Source organism: Psychrobacillus syltrankelensis (assembly GCF_055454035.1).
Genome location: NZ_CM144227.1, coordinates 1,030,178 through 1,050,726 on the forward strand (window position 1 = coordinate 1,030,178; position 20,549 = coordinate 1,050,726).

Genomic DNA, 20,549 nt, shown 5'->3' on the forward strand with positions numbered 1-20,549 from the left:
CTATTTTTCATCGATATAGAGAGCATTCATTCCAATTAATAAAGTTTTCGCATCTTCGTTTAAATAGTGCTTTATATCATTTCTTATCAAAAGTTCCGAATTATTTTTAACCGACATTTTTAATCCTCTAATATCAAATTTTGTAGCATACGCATTTATGGCATGTATCACATTTATCTCTTTTCGATTTAATGGGTTAACTTCTGAGTTAGTATTTTCTTTCAATATTTCAAATAACGATCTAGCATTACTTCTTAGAAGATGTCTATTCTCATCAATTAATTCAATATTTTCTTCTATAAACTTTCTTGCAGAAACCAAATCGAAATTTTCCATACCTTCATTAATTTTTTTCATTAATTCATTTATATCCATAATAACTCCTCTAACCTCTTTATATATTTATCGGTTTTACAAAGGTGTTATCCATAGTTAATAAGATAGAACACAGCCCTCTCTTTAGTCCTGGTATTTTTAAATGAAAATATCACTTGCTAAGTACTTTTTCTAAAATAGACTCATAAAAATAAAAAAGCGTCGGAAGCCCAGGGCTCCAACGCTTTCTTTATTAATACATTTTTAGATATTGTTCACGTTCCCAAGGGTGTACAGTTGTTCTAAACATATCCCATTCTATCTCTTTTGCTTCTACGAAGTTTGCATAAATATGCTCACCAAGCGCACCACGAATTATTTTACTTTTACCAAGTTCTTTAATTGCTGAATGAAGAGAAGATGGCAAATTATAAACACCATGTTCATTTCTTTCTTCTTCGGTCATCACATAAATATTGCGATCGACTGCAGGTGGTGGTGTTAATTTGTTTTTAATACCATCCAGTCCAGCTTGTAAAATAACCGCCATAGCAAGGTATGGATTTGCAGAAGGATCTACAGAACGAACTTCAATTCGAGTGCTTAAGCCTCTTGAAGAAGGAATACGAATTAAAGGACTTCTATTTTGACCTGACCAAGCAACGTAACAAGGAGCTTCATAACCTGGTATTAATCGTTTATATGAGTTTACTGTAGGATTTGTAATAGCTGTAAAACTTTGTACATGCTTTAATACTCCTGCCATAAACTGCATAGAAGTTTCACTCATTTTATTTTCAGCGGATTCATCAAAAAATGCATTTTCTTCACCTTTAAATAGGGAAACGTTAAAGTGCATTCCAGATCCAGCTACACCAAAAAGTGGTTTTGGCATAAACGTTGCATGTAAGCCATGTTTACGAGCAATTGTTTTAACTACTAACTTGAATGTTTGGATGTTATCACAAGCAGTTAATGCATCTGCATATTTAAAGTCGATCTCGTGTTGTCCAGGAGCTTCTTCATGGTGAGATGCTTCAATTTCAAAACCCATCTCCTCTAGCTCAAGTACGATATCACGTCTGCAGTTTTCACCTAAATCCATTGGCGCTAAGTCAAAGTAACCACCATGGTCATTTAGTTCAAGTGTTGGCTCTCCTTGTGCATCTAATTTAAATAAGAAAAATTCAGGTTCTGGACCTAAGTTAAAACTTGTAAATCCTAACTCTTCCATCTCTTTTAGAATTCGTTTTAAGTTATTACGTGGGTCTCCTGCAAATGGAGTTCCATCTGCCTTATTAACGTCACAGATTAATCGAGCTACTTTACCTTTACCTGTAATCCAAGGAAACACTACCCATGAATTTAAATCTGGCACTAAGTACATATCCGATTCCTCAATGCGAACAAATCCTTCAATAGATGATCCATCAAACATCATTTTATTATCGAGAGCTTTATCGAGCTGACTCACTGGAATTTCAACGTTTTTAATCGTACCAAGGATGTCAGTAAACTGAAGACGAATAAAATTCACCTCATTTTCTTGAACGAATTTTTTAATGTCTTCTTTTGTATACTTGCTCATTATTTCACTCTCCTATTGATTTTTATTTAAACCTCGCTTTAAGGTTAAAAGCGAGAGAATTACCTTGTCTTAGTGATGCTCGTTGGTGTCTTTGAGCAATTTCCATTTCTTCCCTGAAAATTGCTCGTAATTGTGCATCAGAAATAACTTCTTGCACTTTTCCCTTGGAAGTTGGGATGTTCTTCATTTCAAAAATTTGTTTAATACCCGCAATATTGACTCCAGAAGATATCATATCTTTTATTTCTAATAAAACATCAACATCATCCAGAGAGAACATACGTTGCTTTCCTTCCGTTCGTGCAGGTTGGACTAGCTTATGCTCTTCATAATAACGAATTTGCCTTGCCGTTAATCCTGTTAACTGCATCACGATATTCATGGATAACAACGGCATCGAACGTCTCCATTCCTTTTCCATCACTGCACCCCCAGTTGGATATGCTAATACTATACTCCATGTCAGCTTTGTTGTCAAATCCATGTCAGATAAACTGACATGGCATAAAAAACAATAAGAAAAACGCCAGCATCCTTTAAGTGTATCCTGTCTTCTCTATTTCTAGAGTGCTTTGGACAAAACATTAGCTACACTATTACCAGGGAACTTTGTGGATGGAGAAGTGACTGCGTCACTTCTCCATCTATTTTTCCGGTAATCTTGTGGCGGATGTTTGTCCGTCGCCCTCTTGGAATTTGTGAAGATATGATAAGTTTGGTTTGGATAATTAGAGAAAAAATACTTTCCTACTCTTTTAAAAGCGGACGAAGATACAATTTCGTCCGCTCAAGCCTTCTCAAACAATGGATACTATCTATTTTTTCTCGACTAATACCACTCTAATCATGCACCAACTAATTCAAGTATTCTATAAAGCCTTACTACTACTGGATTCCAAAAATCATATACTCTTTCAGTATGAAAAACCGTGCAAAAGCCGCCTAGTCCTTGTTAGAAGAGAAGCATAATATCGTTTCTTTCAGCTATGGCAGACGCTTTTCGCGAGCATGGTTTCATTCTCAAAGGCCAACAGGATGTTGGTGGTCATGAAAGGCATTGCCTCAGAGAAGAGGAGTCATTAGCCTTCCATCCCTCTCTTGCGTTCCTGCTAGGCCAGCCGCTTCGCTTTCGGTGCAGAATACATCTGCTATTCCCGCTGAAGTCGCCGTCTGCTCCTATCAATTAGAATGTATGGGATGATTTATAATTACTTAGTAAGATAGATGACATTTAATCCTATAAACAGTAGTTAGAGAACTGCATTTTATCCTCTCATTGAATGCTGGGTTAAGTCTTTCTGTTAGGTATTACTCACTTAATGGATTGTAGTGAAAGGTGGCGACTCCAGCCGGAGGCCAACAGGATGTTGGTCACGAAGGCGTTGCCACACGATGTGGCGCTCTTAGCCTTTGTTCCTCAGTGAGACAGATGAACCATCACAACGAACGCGTAAGCGGCGGTGATGGTTCATCGCTCACCTCGCGGAAAGCGTCCACCTGAAACGGAAATCCACAGTAATTCTTTAAAGTACTATGAACTTGGGTTGGCAGGAGATAAATCCAAATACTTTCTTATTCATTAAGAAAAGCCACTTCCAATTGAAAGTGGCTTAAATACTTATTTATTCAACGTTTGTACTGCTCCTAATATAGCATATTTAACATGTTCGTATGTTAATCCACCTTGAATAAAAGCAGTGTATGGAGGACGAATTGGTCCATCTGCTGTTAATTCCATACTAGATCCTTGTATGAAAGTTCCTGCAGCCATAATAACATCATCCTCATAACCCGGCATATACGCAGGCTCTGGTGCAAATTGAGCATTAACAGGCGAATGTAATTGAATAGCTCTACAAAATTGAATCATTTGTTGTGACGTCTTGAATGAAACAGATTGAATAAGGTCCGTTCTATTCTCGGTATAATGTGGTTCTGTTATCATCCCGACCTCCTCTAGTACTGCGGAAGTAAAAATGGCGCCTTTAACAGCTTGTGAAACTATGTGAGGTGCCATAAAAAATCCTTGATACATATCTAGAAGAGTATTAAGTGAAGCACCTGCTTCTGCACCAATTCCTGGTGAAGTCATTCGGTAAGCGCATTTCGTCACAAATTCACTTTTTCCTGCAATATAACCTCCCGTTTTAGCTATCCCCCCTCCAGGATTTTTTATAAGTGATCCTGCCATCAAATCTACTCCGACATTCGTTGGTTCTAGTTCTTCGACAAACTCCCCGTAGCAATTATCTACAAAAATGATTGCATCTTCTTTTATAGCTCTTATTTTTTTAACCATTTCCTTAATCTGTTCCACTGTAAAAGAAGGACGAACTGCATACCCTTTCGATCGTTGTATGGCAATTACTTTTGTATTTTCTCTTACTGCACTTTCTACGTTTTCCCAATCTACTGCGCCAGTTTCCAATAAATCAATATGCTTGTAAGTTATTCCAAAGTCAGCTAGAGATCCAGTATCTTCCCCTTCTCCACTCACAATCGATTGAAGCGTATCGTATGGCTTCCCAGTTATGTATAGTAATTCATCACTCGGTCTCAATAAACCAAATAAACTTATAGAAATCGCATGTGTACCTGAAATGATTTGTGGTCTAACAAGAGCTGCTTCTGCACCGAATGTAGATGCATATACTTTTTCCAATGTATCACGACCCTCATCATCGTATCCGTAACCAGTAGAAGGATGAAAGTGATGATCACTTACATGATGTAATTTAAATGCGTTTATGACTTTTTGTTGATTAATAAATGCAATGTTTTCAACATCTTTTTTAAAACATGCGATTTTAGCCTCTGTATTATCAGCTAACTCTAATATTTCTTTTGATAATGTAGTTTTAAAATTCATTTCAATCTCTCCTGCGCTCTTGTTTTCATATACAAATAGAAAAGACTAATTCCATAATGAAATTAGCCTTTCTATTCAAAACTTAAAACTGTAATTCCCCATCCCATTCGAGCATTCCGCCAACTACATTCGTTACTGTAAATCCATTTTCTTCTAGAATTTCACAAGCCATTGCACTGCGGCCGCCGGCTTTACAAATAATATAGTGAGGTACAGACTTATCCATTTGATCTACACTTGAATCTACTTGTCCAAGTGGAATATGTTTCGCCCCTGGTATCATACCATTTGCTACTTCTTCATTTTCACGTACGTCTATAATGCTTAATTGTTCTCCAGCATCTAATTTTTGTAATAGTTCTTCAGTCGTTATAAAATTCATTTTTTATCGCCACTTTCCATGTATATTCCTACAAATAGTAATAGGAACATTTCTCGATGTCAACTAAACCATTTCCAACTCACCGAGAATTATCATTCAGCTCTTGAGTAATACATACGGTAACTCTCTATTCCACATTAATATTAATTGATTTAGAGGGAGCAAAAGTTGAAATTGCATGCTTATAAATTAACTGTTGTTTACCTTCGGATTCCAGCAACACAGTAAAATTATCGTATGATTTAATAATACCTTTCAACTGAAAACCGTTTAATAAAAATACGGTTACAAAAATATCATTCTTTCTTAATTGATTTAAAAAATTATCTTGAATATTTACTGGTTTCATCCCAATACCCCCATTTTACATTTTGCGTTAAAAGATTCTTCATAACTACTATTCGATATTATTCACTTATCTCCTGCAAAATTGATTGAATTTCTTTTATAATTCTTTCCGAGTCTGTAAATGGATTATACCAATGGATATCCATTTTATTTCGAAAATAAGTTAATTGGCGTTTGGCATACCTTCTAGAATTTTGCTTCAAGTTATCAATTGCTTCCTCAAAAGTTATATGCCCATCTAGAAAATCATAAATCTCTTTATACCCGATAGCTTGAATGGATTGAACATGTCGGATATTTTGCTTATAAAGCCCTTTTACTTCTTGAAGTAACCCTTTTTCCATCATTATTTCCACTCTTTTATTTATTCTTTCATATAGAATTGCTCGATCTATAGAAAGTCCAATGATGTAATGTGGATATACCTTTTCATTGCCCTGATTTTGTTCAATCTCATCTTTTCTTTTTCCACTTAACTCAACACGCTCAATCGCTCTCATTACTCGTTGAACATTGTTCGGATGAATTTCAGTTGCAGCAATAGGATCTAACTTGCTTAACCTTTCGAATAACTCTTCTGGTGACAACTGTTCTAATTCCTTTAATAAGTTACTATTTGTTTTAGAATGTTCAGTAAATCTAAAGTCATATAGTACAGATTGTATATAAAGCCCAGTTCCACCTACAATAATTGGCACATGACCACGTGAAGCAATTTCCTCTATTTTAAGTCGTACCAGTTTTTGATATTCAGCTACTGAGAAACTTTCTGTTGGATCTTTAATATCTAATAAATGATGGGGAACTCCTTCCATCTCATCGGAATTAATCTTAGCAGTTCCAATAGACAATCCACGATATACCTGCATAGAATCCCCGTTAATAATTTCACCATTACAAGCTTTTGCTAATTCTATACTTAGCGCTGTTTTTCCGACAGCTGTCGGACCTACAATTGCTATGACAAAAGGTCTTTCACTCATTATTCATCATCCATTTTACAATAACATTAAATGTATCTTCTTTATTTTTTTCTAATAAAATTTCATGTCTTGCATTTTCCACTAAATGTACAGTCACATTTTCCATCCCTGCATTCGTCAAACCTTTCGCTACTTTAAATATATCTTCTCCATTTTTACCAACTGAATCTTCTTCTCCACTTAAGAGTAAAACCTGCAAGTCTTTTCTAATTCGTGCAATCTCTCCAGTTTTATGAATTATTTTAAGGCCATAAAACAAATCAATATAAAACTGATTGGTTGATATAAACCCACACATTGGATCTTCTATATATTTTTTAACTTCTGTTTTATCAGTATTTAACCAATCAAATGTTGTTTCGGCATCATTAATTTTTTTATTAAACCCACCGAAAGATAAATTATTGAGTAATTTACTTTCCGTTGTTGGTGTCTGAAGTTTAGAAGCAATTTTTCCAATGATCGATCCAACATCTCCAAGAATCCCTGGACTATATGAAGTGCCACAAATAATTACTTTAGACAGTGAATCACTGTATTTTTGCATATATCTTCGTGCAACGAAAGATCCCATACTATGTCCAAATAATATAAGTGGTATCTCTACCATATCTTCTCGAACTTTCAACAATACTTCTCGAACATCTTCTGTTACGCGCTCAAAACCATTAGTTTCAGCAAAATAACCTTGTTGTCCATTTTTCTCGACAGTTCTACCATGCCCTCTATGGTCATGCCCACTCACTATATATCCTTTTCCTACAAGAAAAAGAGCAAATTCATCATATCGCTCAATATGCTCTGCCATACCGTGTAATAAATGTATATGGCCTATAGGTGATTGTTCTGGGGAATATTTCACTACATGTATATGATGACCATCTGACATTTCTACTTCTAAAATTGATTTCATTACGCTTTTCAACTCCATTCTAAAGTCGCTTGCATAAGAAGTTTATCTAGTTGGTTTTGGTATTTTACCGTTTCTTGTTCCGAGTAATTCAACAGGTCTTTCATTACTTGTAAAACTTCATTTTTATATGTTTTGTATTGCTCTATGTTAAAGTAAAGCATACCCGTTCTTCGTACTAGAAAGTCTACTGGTGAGTATGCCATTTCATCATGTACTGCATAATATATTTGCGCTAATAGACTTAGCGGTAAACTTGAATCGGAAGTTGTCTTTAACAAGTGTACATATTTAAATATTTTATCCACATTTGATCCATACAGTTTAGCTAATCTTCTTCCTTCTTCAAAAGACAAACCATAAGATTGTGATAATCTTTCTTTATTGGCAATAAAAGCTAGAAAGTTCTCCGATCCACCAATGTCTCCTCCAGAAAGTACTAAGTGCTTCGTCACACATGGCCCATAATTGTAATCTCCCAATTGTTTTGAAATTAAATCAACAATAGATTCCGCCATTTTACGATATCCTGTCAGTTTACCACCTGCTATTGTAATCAAACCAGAATTCGATTGCCATATTTCATCTTTTCGGGAAATTTCGGAAGGGTCTTTTCCTTCTTCATAGATAAGTGGCCTTACACCTGCCCAAGTAGACTCTACGTTTTTTTCGGAGATATGAACTTTAGGGAACATATCATGTATCGCTTTTAATAAGTATTGAACATCTTCTTTTGTTGCTGCAGGATTTTGTATATCCCCTTCAAAAAAAGTGTCTGTAGTACCTACATATGTTTTTCCTTCGCGTGGAATCGCAAATATCATTCGTTTATCCGGTGTATTAAAATAGATTGCTTGTCGAAGAGGGAAAAATAGTTGATCGATTACTATATGAACACCTTTTGTCAGTCTTAATTTTTTATTATTATCCATTGCATCGAGTGCTCGGACAGAATCTACCCATGGGCCAGCTGCATTTACTACTTTTTTAGCATGAATTGTAATTTTCTTATTATTTATCTGATCGATTACCTCTGCTCCAACGACATCATTATTATCGTTATATACAAAAGACCTTACTTTTGCATAGTTTAAACATACTGCACCTTTTTCAATCGCTTTTTTTATAACTTCCAAAGTCAAACGAGCATCATCTGTTCGATATTCTACGTAATATCCTCCGCCAAGAAGTCCCGTATTTTTTAGTAATGGTTCTTTTTGTAGGGTCTCTTCAGGCGATAACATATGTCTCTTTTCTTCTTTTTTTACTCCTGCTAAAAAATCATAAACTTTTAATCCGACAGATGTGGTAATTGGACCAAAAGTACCTTTCTTGTGAAATGGAAGAAGCATCCATTCAGGTTCGGTTACATGGACAGCATTTTCATAAACTATTTCTCTTTCTTTCCCTACTTCTGACACCATTTTCACTTCAAATTGCTTTAAATAACGTAAACCACCATGTACTAATTTCGTCGATCTACTAGAAGTCCCAGCAGCAAAGTCTTGCATTTCTACAAGAGCTACAGACATTCCTCTTGTAACAGCATCTAATGCTATACCGGCTCCTGTAATGCCTCCACCAATAACTAATACATCGAATTCATAAAAATTTAACGTGTTAAATATTTGTTCACGCTCTACGGAAGATTTCATTTACTATACTCCTTCATCCATTGGTTTGAATATTCTAGTTGCCTCAACAGCCTTTTTCCAGCCATTGTATAAATTATTTCGTTTCACTTCATTCATTTTTGGTTCATATTGTTTTTGACTTTCACGCATCTTTAATAGCTCTCGTTCATCTTGCCAAAATTTTGTTGCTAAGCCCGCTAGAAATGCTGCTCCAAGCGCCGTTGTTTCATTCAGCTTGGCGAGTTCTATCGGCAAGTTAAGCAAATCACTTTGGAATTGCATAAGAAATTCGTTAGTCACTGCCCCACCATCTACACGGAGTACTTCTACACTTACTCCAGAGTCTTGTGCCATTGTTTGAAGTACATCCTTTGTTTGATAGGCAAGAGATTCAAGTGTAGCACGGATAAAATGCTCTTTTGTAGTTCCGCGAGATAAACCGAAAATAGCTCCCCGTGCATCGGAGTCCCAATATGGAGTACCAAGCCCAACAAATGCTGGAACAATATATACCCCTTCTGTAGAGTCTACTCTTTTTGCATAATTTTCAGACTCTGCTGCATTTTGCAACATTCGCAGGCCATCCCGCAACCATTGGATAGCAGATCCAGCTACAAATACGCTACCTTCTAAAGCATAAGTTACTTTTCCATTCAGTCCCCAAGCAATCGTAGTTAGTAATCCTGATGGTGACGAAACAGCTGCTTCTCCCGTGTTAAGCAGCATAAAACAACCTGTTCCATATGTGTTTTTTGCCATCCCTTTTTCAAAACAACATTGACCAAAAAGTGCAGCTTGTTGATCACCAGCTGCTCCAGCAATATTAATTTCTTTCCCAAAGAACACGCTTGAATCTGTTTGCGCGTATACTTCAGATGAAGAAGCTACAGTAGGTAGGATTTTCATCGGTATATCTAATTTTTTGCATATCTCTTCATCCCAGCACTGTTCATATATGTTATAAAGCATCGTTCTAGATGCGTTAGAGTAGTCGGTAACATGTGCCTTACCATTTGATAATTTCCAGATAAGCCAAGTATCAATAGTGCCAAAAAGAAGTTCTCCGTTTTCAGCTTGTTCTCTAGCATTTTCTATATGATCTAAAATCCATTTTACTTTCGTAGCAGAGAAATATGGGTCCAGCATTAATCCAGTCTTATCTTTAAAAAAAGAATCCAGTTCCTCTTTTTTTAATTGATCAATAATTTCTTGCGTTTGTCTAGATTGCCAAACAATCGCATGATAAACAGGCTTACCCGTCTTTTTGTTCCAAACAACAGTTGTCTCTCTTTGATTGGTAATGCCTATCGCATGAACATCTTCTGGTTGGCTACCACTTTCCGTTAAAACTCCAGCTATAACAGACAAGACAGATCCCCAAATTTCCTGTGCATCATGTTCTACCCATCCCGGTTTCGGAAAATATTGGGTAAATTCTTTTTGAGCAGAATGTACAATATTTCCTAGTTTATCAAATAGTATTGCTCGTGAACTTGTAGTTCCTTGATCAATTGATAAAATATATTTCCCCATTCATATCCCTCCTACATTACTCGTTTGAACATCTTTTCAATTTCATACGTAGTAAAATGAACGATTACTGGTCGACCATGTGGACATGTTAATGGATGCTGCGCATTTTTTAAACTTTCTAGAAGCTGCTCCATATCTCTAGTAGTTAAATGGTGATTAGCTTTGATAGATAATTTACAGCTCATCATAATCGCAGCATCTTCTCTAAGCTTTTTAATATCGGTTTTTCGATTCGTTAATACTTGCTCAATTAATCCTTCAATAATTTTGGTTTCATTTCCTTTTGGAAACCAAGATGGATGTTCTCTAACGACAAAACTAGATGAACCAAATTCTTCTAAATATATGCCGACATTTTTTAGTTCGTCTAAGGAATCTTTAATACGGTATGATTCATCTAACGAGTAGTGAAAAGTAAGTGGAAGTAATAATGCTTGTCGTTCACTTGCACTTACATCCCCAACCTTTTCTTTGTAGAACTCATATTTGATACGCTCTTGTGCTGCATGCTGATCTATTAAGTAAAAGCCATCATCACTTTGCGCAACAATATATGTTCCATGAATTTGTCCTACTACATGTAAATCTGGAAAAGGCTTTTTCACTTCTTTAAACTCTTCTATAAATTCTTCTACCACAATTTCTTCTAGAAGAGGTTCTATATCCTCTTTTATAATTGATGGTGGCTTAGTTTCTTGTGCTTTTATAGTTGTTTCAACTGGTGGTTGATACGGCTGTTTAAAAAAGTCAAACTGAATACTTGGTTGTTTTTTCACTTCAGTCTTTTCCGAAATTTTGGGTGGTTGTTGTACTCTATGAATAACGGAACGAATTGTTGTTCTTACTAGCTCCATTAATTCCTTTTCTTTACTTAATCTTATTTGATGCTTTGCGGGATGTACATTTACATCCGTGAGCATTGGATCTGTTTCAATATTTAATACTACAATCGGATATCTTCCTATTGGTAACAAAGTATGATAAGCATCTACAATCGCATTATTTAAACCATAATGCTTTACCCAACGACCGTTCACAAGAATTGTAATATAGTTTTTCGATGCCCGAGTAATTTCAGGTAACGTTGCATAACCATTAATATGAAAATCAGCAGACTCATTTTCAAAACTAATCATTTTTTTAACGTTAGATACACCATAAATAGAGGCAAGAACTTGCTTTAAATCCCCTCTACCAGTTGTTTGAACAATAGTTTGACTATTATTTGATAATTTAAATGCAATTGAGGGAAAACTAAGTGCCAATCGGTTAATTAAGTCAATGGAATGACCTAACTCTGTCTGAATTGTTTTTAAATATTTTAATCGAGCAGGGGTATTAAAAAATAATTGATTTACAACAATATCCGTACCTCGTCTAATTGGTGCCGGTGCGCAGGAAAGTACACGTCCTCCTTCAAGTTCCACTTTTGTCCCAATATTTTCTCCATCGGACGTCCATAAACTAATTTTTGAAACTGAGGCAATACTTGCTAGTGCTTCTCCTCGGAATCCCAAAGAACGAATTCTAAATAAATCATGTTCCGTTGTAATTTTTGAAGTCGCATGTCGTGAAAAAGATTGGACAGCATCCTCTTCATCCATTCCTTTCCCATTATCAGTGACTTGTATTTTTGATAAGCCAGCTTCTTCAAGCACTATTTCAATAGATGTACTTTCAGCATCAATGGCGTTTTCCACTAACTCTTTTACTACGGATGCGGGACGTTCCACTACTTCTCCCGCTGCTATTTTATTGGAAAGTAGTTCTTCCATCACGATGATTTGTCCCATATTCTCCCCTACTTTTTTAGTTATTCTAATTCGTTTTGCAATTCATATAATAATTGTAATGCCTCTAAAGGTGTTGTTCCAGAAATGTTAATCTTTTTGAGTTTTTTCACTATCTTTTCCAATGATTTATCATCATCTATTTTAGAATCAGTATGTGTTACTTGTAATTCATCAAAAAGGGATAGCTGTGTATCGTTTATTACTGAAGCTGATTTTTCATTTTTATCTTTCTGTTCAAATGTAGCTAAAATAGCTCTTGCTCTTATAATAATTTCCTTAGGAAGCTGTGCTAGTTCCGCAACATGAATACCATAACTTTTATCTGCAGGACCTTTTTTTAATTTATGAAGAAATACCACTTTTCCATCTTTTTCAGTGGCAGAAACATGAACATTTCGCAATTTAGATAGCGTTTGTTCCAGGTCAGTTAATTCATGATAATGGGTTGAAAATAAAGTATTAGCACCAATATGGTCATGAATATATTCCATCATCGATTGTGCTAGACTCATCCCATCATAAGTAGATGTTCCACGGCCAATTTCATCAAAAAGTAGCAAACTCTTACTTGTAGCGTTCATAATAGCATGTTGAGATTCCATCATCTCAATCATAAATGTACTTTGTCCTCCCGCTAAATCGTCTGCAGCACCAATGCGAGTAAATATTTTATCGACAATTGGTAGATTTGCAGATTCCGCAGGTACATAACAACCAATTTGAGCCATAATTATTGTAATAGCAACTTGTCGCATAAAAGTGCTTTTACCAGACATGTTTGGACCAGTTATTAACAACATATTTTCATCCTCTGTCAAAACACAATCATTTGGTACATATAATTGGTTATTCATCATCTTTTCAACTACAGGATGTCTTCCTTCTTTAATAACCATTGCATTTGTTTCGTGGAAATTTGGTTTTGTTAATCGATGTTTTTCCGATACTTGAGCAAAAGAAATATATACGTCTAACTCACTTATTTGTTTTGCTAGTTTCTGTACGCGAGGAATATACGCTTTTATTTCATCTCTTAATTGTGTAAATAACTCATATTCTAGCAATAAACTTTCGTCTTCCGCGGAAAGGATGATTGACTCTTTCTCTTTCAATTCATCTGTAATATAGCGCTCAGCATTTGCTAGTGTTTGTTTTCGAACATACCTTTCATCATCTGCCAAGTGAATATTCGATTTCGTCAACTCAATATAATAGCCGAATACTCGGTTATACCCTATTTTTAAATTTTTAGCACCTGTTAGTTCTCGTTCTTTTTGCTCTAACTCAGCTATCCACTTTTTACCGTTAACAGACGCATCACGAAGTTGATCTAAACGATTATTGTATCCGTTGTTTATCACTCCGCCGTCTTTCACAGAAATAGGTGGATTTTCACTTATAGCTATTTCTAACTTTTTCCAAATATCTTGACAATCCTCTATTACATGTCCTAGAGCGATTAATGCATTATCGTTTGATTGTAATAAAACCTGCTTTATCATTGGAATTTTAGAAAGTGATTGTCGTAATTGTGCAAGATCTCTTCCACCTGCACTTCCAAACCCTATTTTTCCAACTAATCGCTCTAAATCATATACTTCTTTAAATGCTTCTTTTATTTCTTCTCTTAACATAAAGTCTTCCAAGAAGCTCGTTACAATTTCTAAACGTGCTTCTATATTTCTTTTATCTGCAAGTGGCTGATGGATCCATTGCTTCAGCTTTCGTCCTCCCATAGCAGTTATTGTTTCATCTAATAACCATAATAATGTTCCTTTTTGATCTCCATTTCGAATAGAAGAAATAAGCTCTAAATTTCTTTTCGAATGATAATCCATGGTTAAAAAGGAATCTCTTCTTTGAAATGTGAAAGGCTGAATATGTAAAAGAGATCGCTTTTGCGTTTTTTGAATGTATTGCAATAATCGTTTGACTGTTCGATGTGCTTCTTTTGGATGATTTTCTACATATTTTTCTGATTCCTCATTATTTAGCTCTTCTTGTTCAATGGACAATGTAAATTCATGCAATTCTGATAAGTCGTTAATTAGTACATACAACTGTTCACTTACAATTAATTCTTTTGCTTGTAATGACATTATTTCTTGCACAACTGCTTTTTCATCACCCTGTAATATAGTAGTAAAACCATCACCTGTAGAAACATCTAGATAAGAAAAAGCAACTTCATTAGACGGTAGCAAATCTGCAGAGGCTATAAAATAATTCGTCTTGTTATGCATTGTTTTACCTTCTATAATAGTTCCCGGGGTTATTAAGCGTACTACTTCTCTTTTTACAACACCCTTTGCAACTTTGGGATCCTCCACTTGTTCACAAATCGCCACTTTATGTCCTTTACTAATAAGTAATTCAATATAATTTTGGGCCGCATGATGTGGTACTCCACACATTGGAATATTATCCTTCCGACTCGTTAACGTTATTTCTAATATGGCGGATGCCTTTATTGCATCCTCATTAAATAATTCGTAAAAATCGCCTAATCGAAAAAATAAAAATTCATCTATATAGTCTTCTTTTATTTTCAGATATTGTTGCATCATTGGAGTATGTGTTATCATTTTCTTTCCTTCTCTCTTCTAAACTTCTTTATTTATTATAGCAAAATATAAAGAAAAAAAGCCGGAAATACTAGCCGGCTTTTAAAGTGAGGAGGAAGAGTGATCATTTGAAGAACTAGATGAGCTAGAAGAACTAGAGGAACTTTCTTCATCGAACGCCCATTCTTCTTCGAAATCCTGATCGTGAACCTGGATGCATACTGTTGTTTCCCCTACAACTTCAGCAAGAAGTTCACGTTCTACTGTTACTTGAAATTTAGTTCCTCCTGCAGTAATAATTGCTTCAGTGCAATTAGGTTGTTGAATAACACGTACATGTACTTCTTCGCCTGTAGAATCTTTATCACGATAGCTTAGTTTTATTCTGTCTTTGTAATTAATTGTTTCTGTAAAAACAGATGTTTTGGAATGGTCATGATGAGCATACCAAACATTTATATCGAATTTCCCTGTTACCTCTACGAATTTTCCATGCTTTTTAGACTGAAACGTATGGTTAATAACCCAACATCCTAAAATACTAGATGGCGTATTTGGTGGGCACAAAATTTCAGCTGATTCCGTTCTCTTTTTCCCCTTAGCAATAACAGCTTTCGTCACTATCTGTCGTAAATGTTTCATTTTTTTCCTCCTTGTATTCAAGTCATAACATCATATGCGCTATACGCCCAATGGGTTCATATTTTTTATAAGATACATGATTGACCTTTCGAAAGTTTACAAATACACTTAATAAATAAATAGAATAGCGAGGTATACGAATGCCATTTTTTGAAATGATTCATGTAGATAGTCAACAACAAGCAGCTTCTATTGTTATAGAAAAGCTAACAGAGGATTTAGATGCAAATAAATTGCATACATTAGGACTAGCAACCGGAAGTACAATGATTCCAATTTATAAAAGTATTATTGAATCCCCTTTAGATTTTTCCAAAGTTACCGCTTTTAACTTGGATGAATACATCGGTTTAGCTCACACGAATGAAAATAGCTATGCTTTTTTCATGAAGGAACATTTATTTTCCAAAAAACAATTTAAAGAAACACATATCCAAAACGGACTTGCGGAGGATCTAGAATTAGAATGTATTAGATATGAAAATACATTAAATGAACATCCATTAGATATTCAATTTTTAGGCGTAGGGGAAAATGGCCATATTGCATTTAACGAGCCTGGAACTTCTTTTGACTCTGTAACCCATGTGGCCAATCTAACTGATTCTACACTTGGTGTGAATAGTCAATATTTTGATGGTAACGAAAATATTCCTACTAGAGCTTTTACTATGGGTATTGCTTCTATTATGAATGCGAAGAAAATCATTTTACTGGCTTTTGGAGAAAAAAAACGTGTGGCAATAGAGGCTTTACTTGGAGATGAAATTACGGAACAGTTTCCCATTACAGTATTAAAGAGACATCCGCATGTAACGGTTATTACAGATATAAAATAAGAAAAAGCGGTATTGTCTTTTAAGTACAACTTGGCTTTACCATTTCCCATTGTTACACTATTATCGTGGGAATTTTTGTGGACCGAGAAGAGACGAAGTCACTTCTCGGTCCACTTTTTTTCATTAATCTTGGTACTGGTGTTTGTCCGTCGCCCTCTTGGAATATGTAGAGACATGTTATCTAAATTTTGGGTAATAAGAGATAAGATTCTGTCCTACTCTTTTAAAGCAGACGAAAATGTAATTTCGTCTGCTTTACGCTTTTTTCTCTAGTACCACCAACTCTAAATATTCACCCACTGATTTATATATACTGTGGACATTAAAAGGAAAAAAACAGTAAAGAACAAGCCCTTGCAAGATTAGAGACACAGCTTATAAACACTAACCAAAGTCTCTCTACATATAGAACTTAAGTTGTAGCTAATTTCATATACTCTTGTATCTCTTAAGAAAACTATCGATAATTATGTTCTACACAAAGTGAGTCGCGATTAGAAATATCTACAAAACCCCATGCTTTTAAAAAATTTAATATTTTTTACTTATCGAGAAATTCTGCTCTTAATACATATACAACATTGTAGTCTTTTATCTGATTTAAGTGATTGTCTATTTCGGAATAAAAAGCTTTTGTAAGTGAACTCATACCTTGACCATTAGAGTAACAAATACTAGCAAGAACTATCTTATCGGATATTTGAACACTTTCAGATGGATTGCTCCCCCACGTACTTTGCATCCCTGTTGGTATCATTTGTTTTGTACTGCTACCACTATAGCCACTTTCACTTCCAACGCTTATATTAAAAGTTGACTCTTTTTGATCTACAAGCGTTGGGGAAATGGAAAAAATAATTGTACCTTTATTAGTAATATCAGTTACTGTATTATTTAGTTTCTCTTCTACCAGTTTTCCAAACTCATATTTGTCTACCCACAAAGAGACTTGTTTATATTTTTTATCTACCTTGTAATCAAAAACAAATGATTTATCACTTGTAGAAGACAATAGAAATTTTTCTCTATCGGTTAATTTTACTTCTACAAGCGTGTTCGCTAATAAAGCTTCTTTATTACAAGCACCTAGACTTGCTATGAATAATAATAAAGTAATAAAAAGTGAAACTTTTTTCATTCAATCACTCCTCATATTATTAAAGATAAGCATTGGCCAAGTTGAACCCCAATTCTTTTTTAGTAATCGTTCCTCATATACTTCAAATAATTCTTTAGTTGCCACAAATTGCGGGGTAGGATTCACTTTTAACTGAATGACGTCATTTATTCCATGTGGAGCAGTTAATCGTACATTATATTTTTCGTCTAACTTTACACCTAATGCGGTTGCTGTCTCCGGAAAATGTGCAATCCCATCAACGGATGAATAATAGGAAGGTAAATTATTTATGATATGCATCCTAGCTTGATTCTTCACAGACCATGGAATACTAGGCATCCATACCTTTAACTGTTCTTCTAATTTTTTTTCGATTTTTTCATCCAAATTAGTAGGATCAAAATAAATAACATCAATATCTGATAATTGAGTTCTTTTATCAAAATCATGAATAATATCCCATATTTTCGAACGAACAAATCCCGCACAAATCCACCAATCAGGAAGTTTTAATTTTTTTGCTGCATTTAATATTTCCATCATCCATTCATCTTCCTGGATTAAATTAATAATCTCAATTTCACTGTTGATTTTCACCTAATTACCTCTTTTTTAGATTGTTTTGGAAATACTGCTTTCCAACCGAATATTATTCCAATTATTAAGATAGTCATATATCCATATAATCCAAAAGGTATTTTAGAAACAATCACATGGACTAATACAAACATACCTATCACAACCATACTAGCAAAAATTTTAAATGTACTCGCATCTTGCATGTGCTCATGGGAGTTTGAAAATGGATAAACCTCTCTATTCAACATCTGATAGGAAATCAGCGTTATTGCAATTGCCACAAGCAATACTATCAATAATTCTGACAATATTCGTATAGAGAATAACCATATAAATAGGGCACTTAAAATGACAAATACTGGAAGAAAGAATTTAACTATGCATGCCTTTAACGTAGCTTTATAGATAGATGCTTTATTTTGAACTGGGGCGGCTAAGAATATCCAGTTACCTTTGTAAGTACCAGAAAATTGAAGCATATGAACAACTGTGGGTATCATCAATAAGCTAAAATAAATTACCAAATACATATTTCCTTTTCCTATTTCATCAAATGGTTGTATTCTCATCTCATTAAACAAAAATATTAAAGGAAAAATAAAGGCAAAACCTAATTGAGGATAAATTTTCAATTTTAGTTCACGTTCTTGCTTCATCATAAGTGAAGAAAAAAGAAAGAAAGTTCTTTCCTCATCTGTTTTACATAATATTCGTGCCCAGAACTTATCAACTTTTCGTGATTTCTGTTTTCTTGTAGTAGAATCACTTAGCAATTTTGATAGATTTCGCTCAAATGCCGGCATTAAACGAATATAGAATAGTATAGCTAATATTGGTGCTATGAATGCAAGAATAGATAATATAATAATATGTGCTGTGTAGTCCTTGTTTAAGAAAAGCTCAAAAGGTGCTCCATACCAAATTGGAGGTAATAATAAATGCCACCACTCAAATGTATAAGTTATTTTAAGATTTATAAATTCAAACGATCGTGCTACTAGCTGATAGCTAACCATTATGCCAATCGTTAAAAGAATTTGAACATAATTTATTATATCTTTCAGTTTTTCTCCACTAAAAAAACGTAATATAAATAAATAAACAAACGCAGTTAATACAACAGCAAAGCAACTAGTAAGTAAAATTTCTATTAAAAATAGGAAGAAAAATTTAACTCCACTTGTAAATATACTGATTATTAATGGAATCCCAACAAACGATCCTGTTAATAAAAAAATATAAATTAAAATATGAACTATTTTAGCTGTATTTAATGTTTTTGTATTAATTGGCTTTGTATGAATAATGTTTTTATCACGAATATCTAGTAAAACAGCTGAGAAATCGGATATCATCGATGTCATTAATATAAACATTAATAAACTAAACATTATACTTATGAAAAATATATATTGGTTTCCTAAAAATAGAAAAGGGGTCAATAGTATAAGTCCATATAACGCATACATCCACAAAGATTTCAAAAATTGATTTCCCTCTTTTTTCACTTTTGATCCATTAAAAATAGTTGGCATTCTTCTACTATCCATTGTTAATTTTAACTGTACTATCTTCCTCATTACTTCATAATCTATGCCCATTTTCATAAAAATCCCTTTAAAATGATCTAGGATTCGCAAAGAATTAAAATCATTCATTGGGGGAGTCCTCGATTACAATATTCACAAATCTTTCTGCTATTTCAGCATGTTGTGTAAACCCTGTGAGCTGATTGAATATATTTTCGAGTGTTCCTTCTTTGTTGTTTGTTTTTAATTCATCAAAAGTTCCATCCGCAATTACCGTGCCATCTACAAGCAATACAATTCGGTTACTAATCTTCTCAACAACATCCATAATATGAGAGGAATAAAAAATTGTCTTTCCACGTAACGCAAGTTTTGCTAGTATCTCTTTAACTACCATCACACTATTTGCATCAAGGCCACTTAAAGGCTCATCAAAAAATAGTAAATCAGGGTCGTGTAACAAGCTCGAAATTATTAGTACTTTTTGTTTCATCCCTTTTGAAAAAGAAGATAGACGCTGATGAAATGCTGCTTCTAGATTAAACTCTTTCATCAAATCTAACGCTCTTTTCTCGGCAACATCACTTTGCAAACTATAAAGTTCTCCAGTGAAAGTTAAATATTCACATGCAGTTAAATTTTCATACATTTCAGCGGTTTCGGGTACATATCCTATTCTTTTCTTGTAACTGATATCACCATTTGATATATCACTCCCGAAAATTTCAATTTTTCCGCTGTAATCATTCAATAATCCTAGCATTAGTTTTACAGTAGTACTTTTACCTGCACCATTCGGACCAATATATCCTATAATTTGACCTTTAAAAACTTCTAAGTTAACCCCCTTCAACACTCTTTTATTTCCATAACTTTTAGATACATCTATTAATGACAACACCTGTTCTGCACTCAAAACTA

General features: G+C 34.4%; 18 protein-coding genes. 1 reads left to right on the forward strand and 17 read right to left on the reverse strand.

The window, feature by feature from the left end; genetic code table 11:
* The 13 genes from ACTSKG_RS05320 to cotE form a co-directional block, all read right to left on the reverse strand.
* Positions 1-375, reverse strand: coding sequence for a hypothetical protein (locus ACTSKG_RS05320; RefSeq protein ID WP_464757102.1), 375 nt, complete (start codon positions 373-375; stop codon positions 1-3).
* A gap of 193 nt (positions 376-568) precedes the next feature.
* Positions 569-1,903, reverse strand: a complete 1,335-nt coding sequence (glnA, locus tag ACTSKG_RS05325) for a type I glutamate--ammonia ligase (protein WP_464757103.1) — start codon at positions 1,901-1,903, stop codon at positions 569-571.
* A gap of 22 nt (positions 1,904-1,925) precedes the next feature.
* Complete coding sequence (locus ACTSKG_RS05330; RefSeq protein WP_464757104.1) at positions 1,926-2,324, reverse strand: MerR family transcriptional regulator; 399 nt, start codon at positions 2,322-2,324, stop codon at positions 1,926-1,928.
* A gap of 1,197 nt (positions 2,325-3,521) precedes the next feature.
* Positions 3,522-4,772 carry a methionine gamma-lyase family protein gene (locus ACTSKG_RS05335; RefSeq protein ID WP_464757105.1) on the reverse strand — a complete coding sequence of 417 codons (1,251 nt, stop codon included), beginning with the start codon at positions 4,770-4,772 and terminating at the stop codon, positions 3,522-3,524.
* A gap of 82 nt (positions 4,773-4,854) precedes the next feature.
* Complete coding sequence (locus ACTSKG_RS05340) at positions 4,855-5,154, reverse strand: rhodanese-like domain-containing protein (protein ID WP_464757106.1); 300 nt, start codon at positions 5,152-5,154, stop codon at positions 4,855-4,857.
* A gap of 127 nt (positions 5,155-5,281) precedes the next feature.
* On the reverse strand, positions 5,282-5,503 hold the full coding sequence (gene hfq / locus ACTSKG_RS05345; RefSeq protein ID WP_464757107.1) for an RNA chaperone Hfq: 222 nt from the start codon (positions 5,501-5,503) through the stop codon (positions 5,282-5,284).
* A gap of 58 nt (positions 5,504-5,561) precedes the next feature.
* A complete protein-coding gene (gene miaA / locus ACTSKG_RS05350; protein WP_464757108.1) occupies positions 5,562-6,485 on the reverse strand; it encodes a tRNA (adenosine(37)-N6)-dimethylallyltransferase MiaA in 924 nt (307 codons plus the stop codon).
* Complete coding sequence (locus ACTSKG_RS05355; protein WP_464757109.1) at positions 6,478-7,398, reverse strand: alpha/beta fold hydrolase; 921 nt, start codon at positions 7,396-7,398, stop codon at positions 6,478-6,480. Before ACTSKG_RS05355 ends, miaA begins: the two co-directional genes overlap by 8 nt.
* An 8-nt stretch (positions 7,399-7,406) precedes the next feature.
* On the reverse strand, positions 7,407-9,050 hold the full coding sequence (locus tag ACTSKG_RS05360; RefSeq protein ID WP_464757110.1) for a glycerol-3-phosphate dehydrogenase/oxidase: 1,644 nt from the start codon (positions 9,048-9,050) through the stop codon (positions 7,407-7,409).
* 3 nt (positions 9,051-9,053) lie between these two features.
* Positions 9,054-10,562: a glycerol kinase GlpK gene (glpK, locus tag ACTSKG_RS05365; RefSeq protein WP_464757111.1), complete on the reverse strand. Its 1,509-nt coding sequence runs from the start codon at positions 10,560-10,562 to the stop codon at positions 9,054-9,056.
* Positions 10,563-10,573: 11 nt separating this feature from the next.
* The gene (mutL, locus tag ACTSKG_RS05370; protein ID WP_464757112.1) at positions 10,574-12,355 is read right to left on the reverse strand and encodes a DNA mismatch repair endonuclease MutL; all 1,782 of its coding nucleotides are present in this window, start codon (positions 12,353-12,355) and stop codon (positions 10,574-10,576) included.
* 20 nt (positions 12,356-12,375) lie between these two features.
* Entirely contained in the window at positions 12,376-14,940 is a 2,565-nt protein-coding gene (gene mutS, locus ACTSKG_RS05375; protein ID WP_464757113.1) for a DNA mismatch repair protein MutS, read from the reverse strand.
* An 81-nt stretch (positions 14,941-15,021) separates the two neighbouring features.
* Positions 15,022-15,561, reverse strand: a complete 540-nt coding sequence (gene cotE, locus ACTSKG_RS05380) for an outer spore coat protein CotE (protein WP_464757114.1) — start codon at positions 15,559-15,561, stop codon at positions 15,022-15,024.
* 140 nt (positions 15,562-15,701) lie between these two features.
* Between cotE and ACTSKG_RS05385 the strand changes: the two genes are divergently transcribed.
* Positions 15,702-16,400, forward strand: a complete 699-nt coding sequence (locus ACTSKG_RS05385; RefSeq protein WP_464757115.1) for a glucosamine-6-phosphate deaminase — start codon at positions 15,702-15,704, stop codon at positions 16,398-16,400.
* A 541-nt stretch (positions 16,401-16,941) separates the two neighbouring features.
* Here the strand turns inward: ACTSKG_RS05385 and ACTSKG_RS05390 are convergent.
* From ACTSKG_RS05390 to ACTSKG_RS05405, 4 genes are read right to left on the reverse strand one after another with little or no spacing between them, the layout of a single operon-like run.
* On the reverse strand, positions 16,942-17,538 hold the full coding sequence (locus tag ACTSKG_RS05390) for a hypothetical protein (protein ID WP_464757116.1): 597 nt from the start codon (positions 17,536-17,538) through the stop codon (positions 16,942-16,944).
* Positions 17,539-18,117 carry a nucleotidyltransferase family protein gene (locus ACTSKG_RS05395; RefSeq protein ID WP_464757117.1) on the reverse strand — a complete coding sequence of 193 codons (579 nt, stop codon included), beginning with the start codon at positions 18,115-18,117 and terminating at the stop codon, positions 17,539-17,541.
* Complete coding sequence (locus ACTSKG_RS05400) at positions 18,114-19,757, reverse strand: hypothetical protein (RefSeq protein WP_464757118.1); 1,644 nt, start codon at positions 19,755-19,757, stop codon at positions 18,114-18,116. The genes ACTSKG_RS05395 and ACTSKG_RS05400 overlap by 4 nt, the downstream gene beginning before the upstream one ends.
* Positions 19,750-20,544, reverse strand: coding sequence for an ABC transporter ATP-binding protein (locus ACTSKG_RS05405; RefSeq protein ID WP_464757119.1), 795 nt, complete (start codon positions 20,542-20,544; stop codon positions 19,750-19,752). The genes ACTSKG_RS05400 and ACTSKG_RS05405 overlap by 8 nt, the downstream gene beginning before the upstream one ends.
* Positions 20,545-20,549: the final 5 nt, after the last annotated feature.

Bases quoted from the DNA above. Each gene is read 5' to 3' on its own strand.
- ACTSKG_RS05320 (WP_464757102.1), bottom strand. From the start codon at position 375: ATGGATATAAATGAATTAATGAAAAAAATTAATGAAGGTATGGAAAAT.
- cotE (WP_464757114.1), bottom strand. From the start codon at position 15,561: ATGAAACATTTACGACAGATAGTGACGAAAGCTGTTATTGCTAAGGGG.
- mutS (WP_464757113.1), bottom strand. From the start codon at position 14,940: ATGATAACACATACTCCAATGATGCAACAATATCTGAAAATAAAAGAA.
- miaA (WP_464757108.1), bottom strand. From the start codon at position 6,485: ATGAGTGAAAGACCTTTTGTCATAGCAATTGTAGGTCCGACAGCTGTC.
- ACTSKG_RS05390 (WP_464757116.1), bottom strand. From the start codon at position 17,538: ATGAAAAAAGTTTCACTTTTTATTACTTTATTATTATTCATAGCAAGT.
- ACTSKG_RS05330 (WP_464757104.1), bottom strand. From the start codon at position 2,324: ATGGAAAAGGAATGGAGACGTTCGATGCCGTTGTTATCCATGAATATC.
- mutL (WP_464757112.1), bottom strand. From the start codon at position 12,355: ATGGGACAAATCATCGTGATGGAAGAACTACTTTCCAATAAAATAGCA.
- ACTSKG_RS05355 (WP_464757109.1), bottom strand. From the start codon at position 7,398: ATGAAATCAATTTTAGAAGTAGAAATGTCAGATGGTCATCATATACAT.
- glpK (WP_464757111.1), bottom strand. From the start codon at position 10,562: ATGGGGAAATATATTTTATCAATTGATCAAGGAACTACAAGTTCACGA.
- ACTSKG_RS05335 (WP_464757105.1), bottom strand. From the start codon at position 4,772: ATGAATTTTAAAACTACATTATCAAAAGAAATATTAGAGTTAGCTGAT.
- ACTSKG_RS05360 (WP_464757110.1), bottom strand. From the start codon at position 9,050: ATGAAATCTTCCGTAGAGCGTGAACAAATATTTAACACGTTAAATTTT.
- ACTSKG_RS05400 (WP_464757118.1), bottom strand. From the start codon at position 19,757: ATGAATGATTTTAATTCTTTGCGAATCCTAGATCATTTTAAAGGGATT.
- glnA (WP_464757103.1), bottom strand. From the start codon at position 1,903: ATGAGCAAGTATACAAAAGAAGACATTAAAAAATTCGTTCAAGAAAAT.
- ACTSKG_RS05385 (WP_464757115.1), top strand. From the start codon at position 15,702: ATGCCATTTTTTGAAATGATTCATGTAGATAGTCAACAACAAGCAGCT.
- hfq (WP_464757107.1), bottom strand. From the start codon at position 5,503: ATGAAACCAGTAAATATTCAAGATAATTTTTTAAATCAATTAAGAAAG.
- ACTSKG_RS05340 (WP_464757106.1), bottom strand. From the start codon at position 5,154: ATGAATTTTATAACGACTGAAGAACTATTACAAAAATTAGATGCTGGA.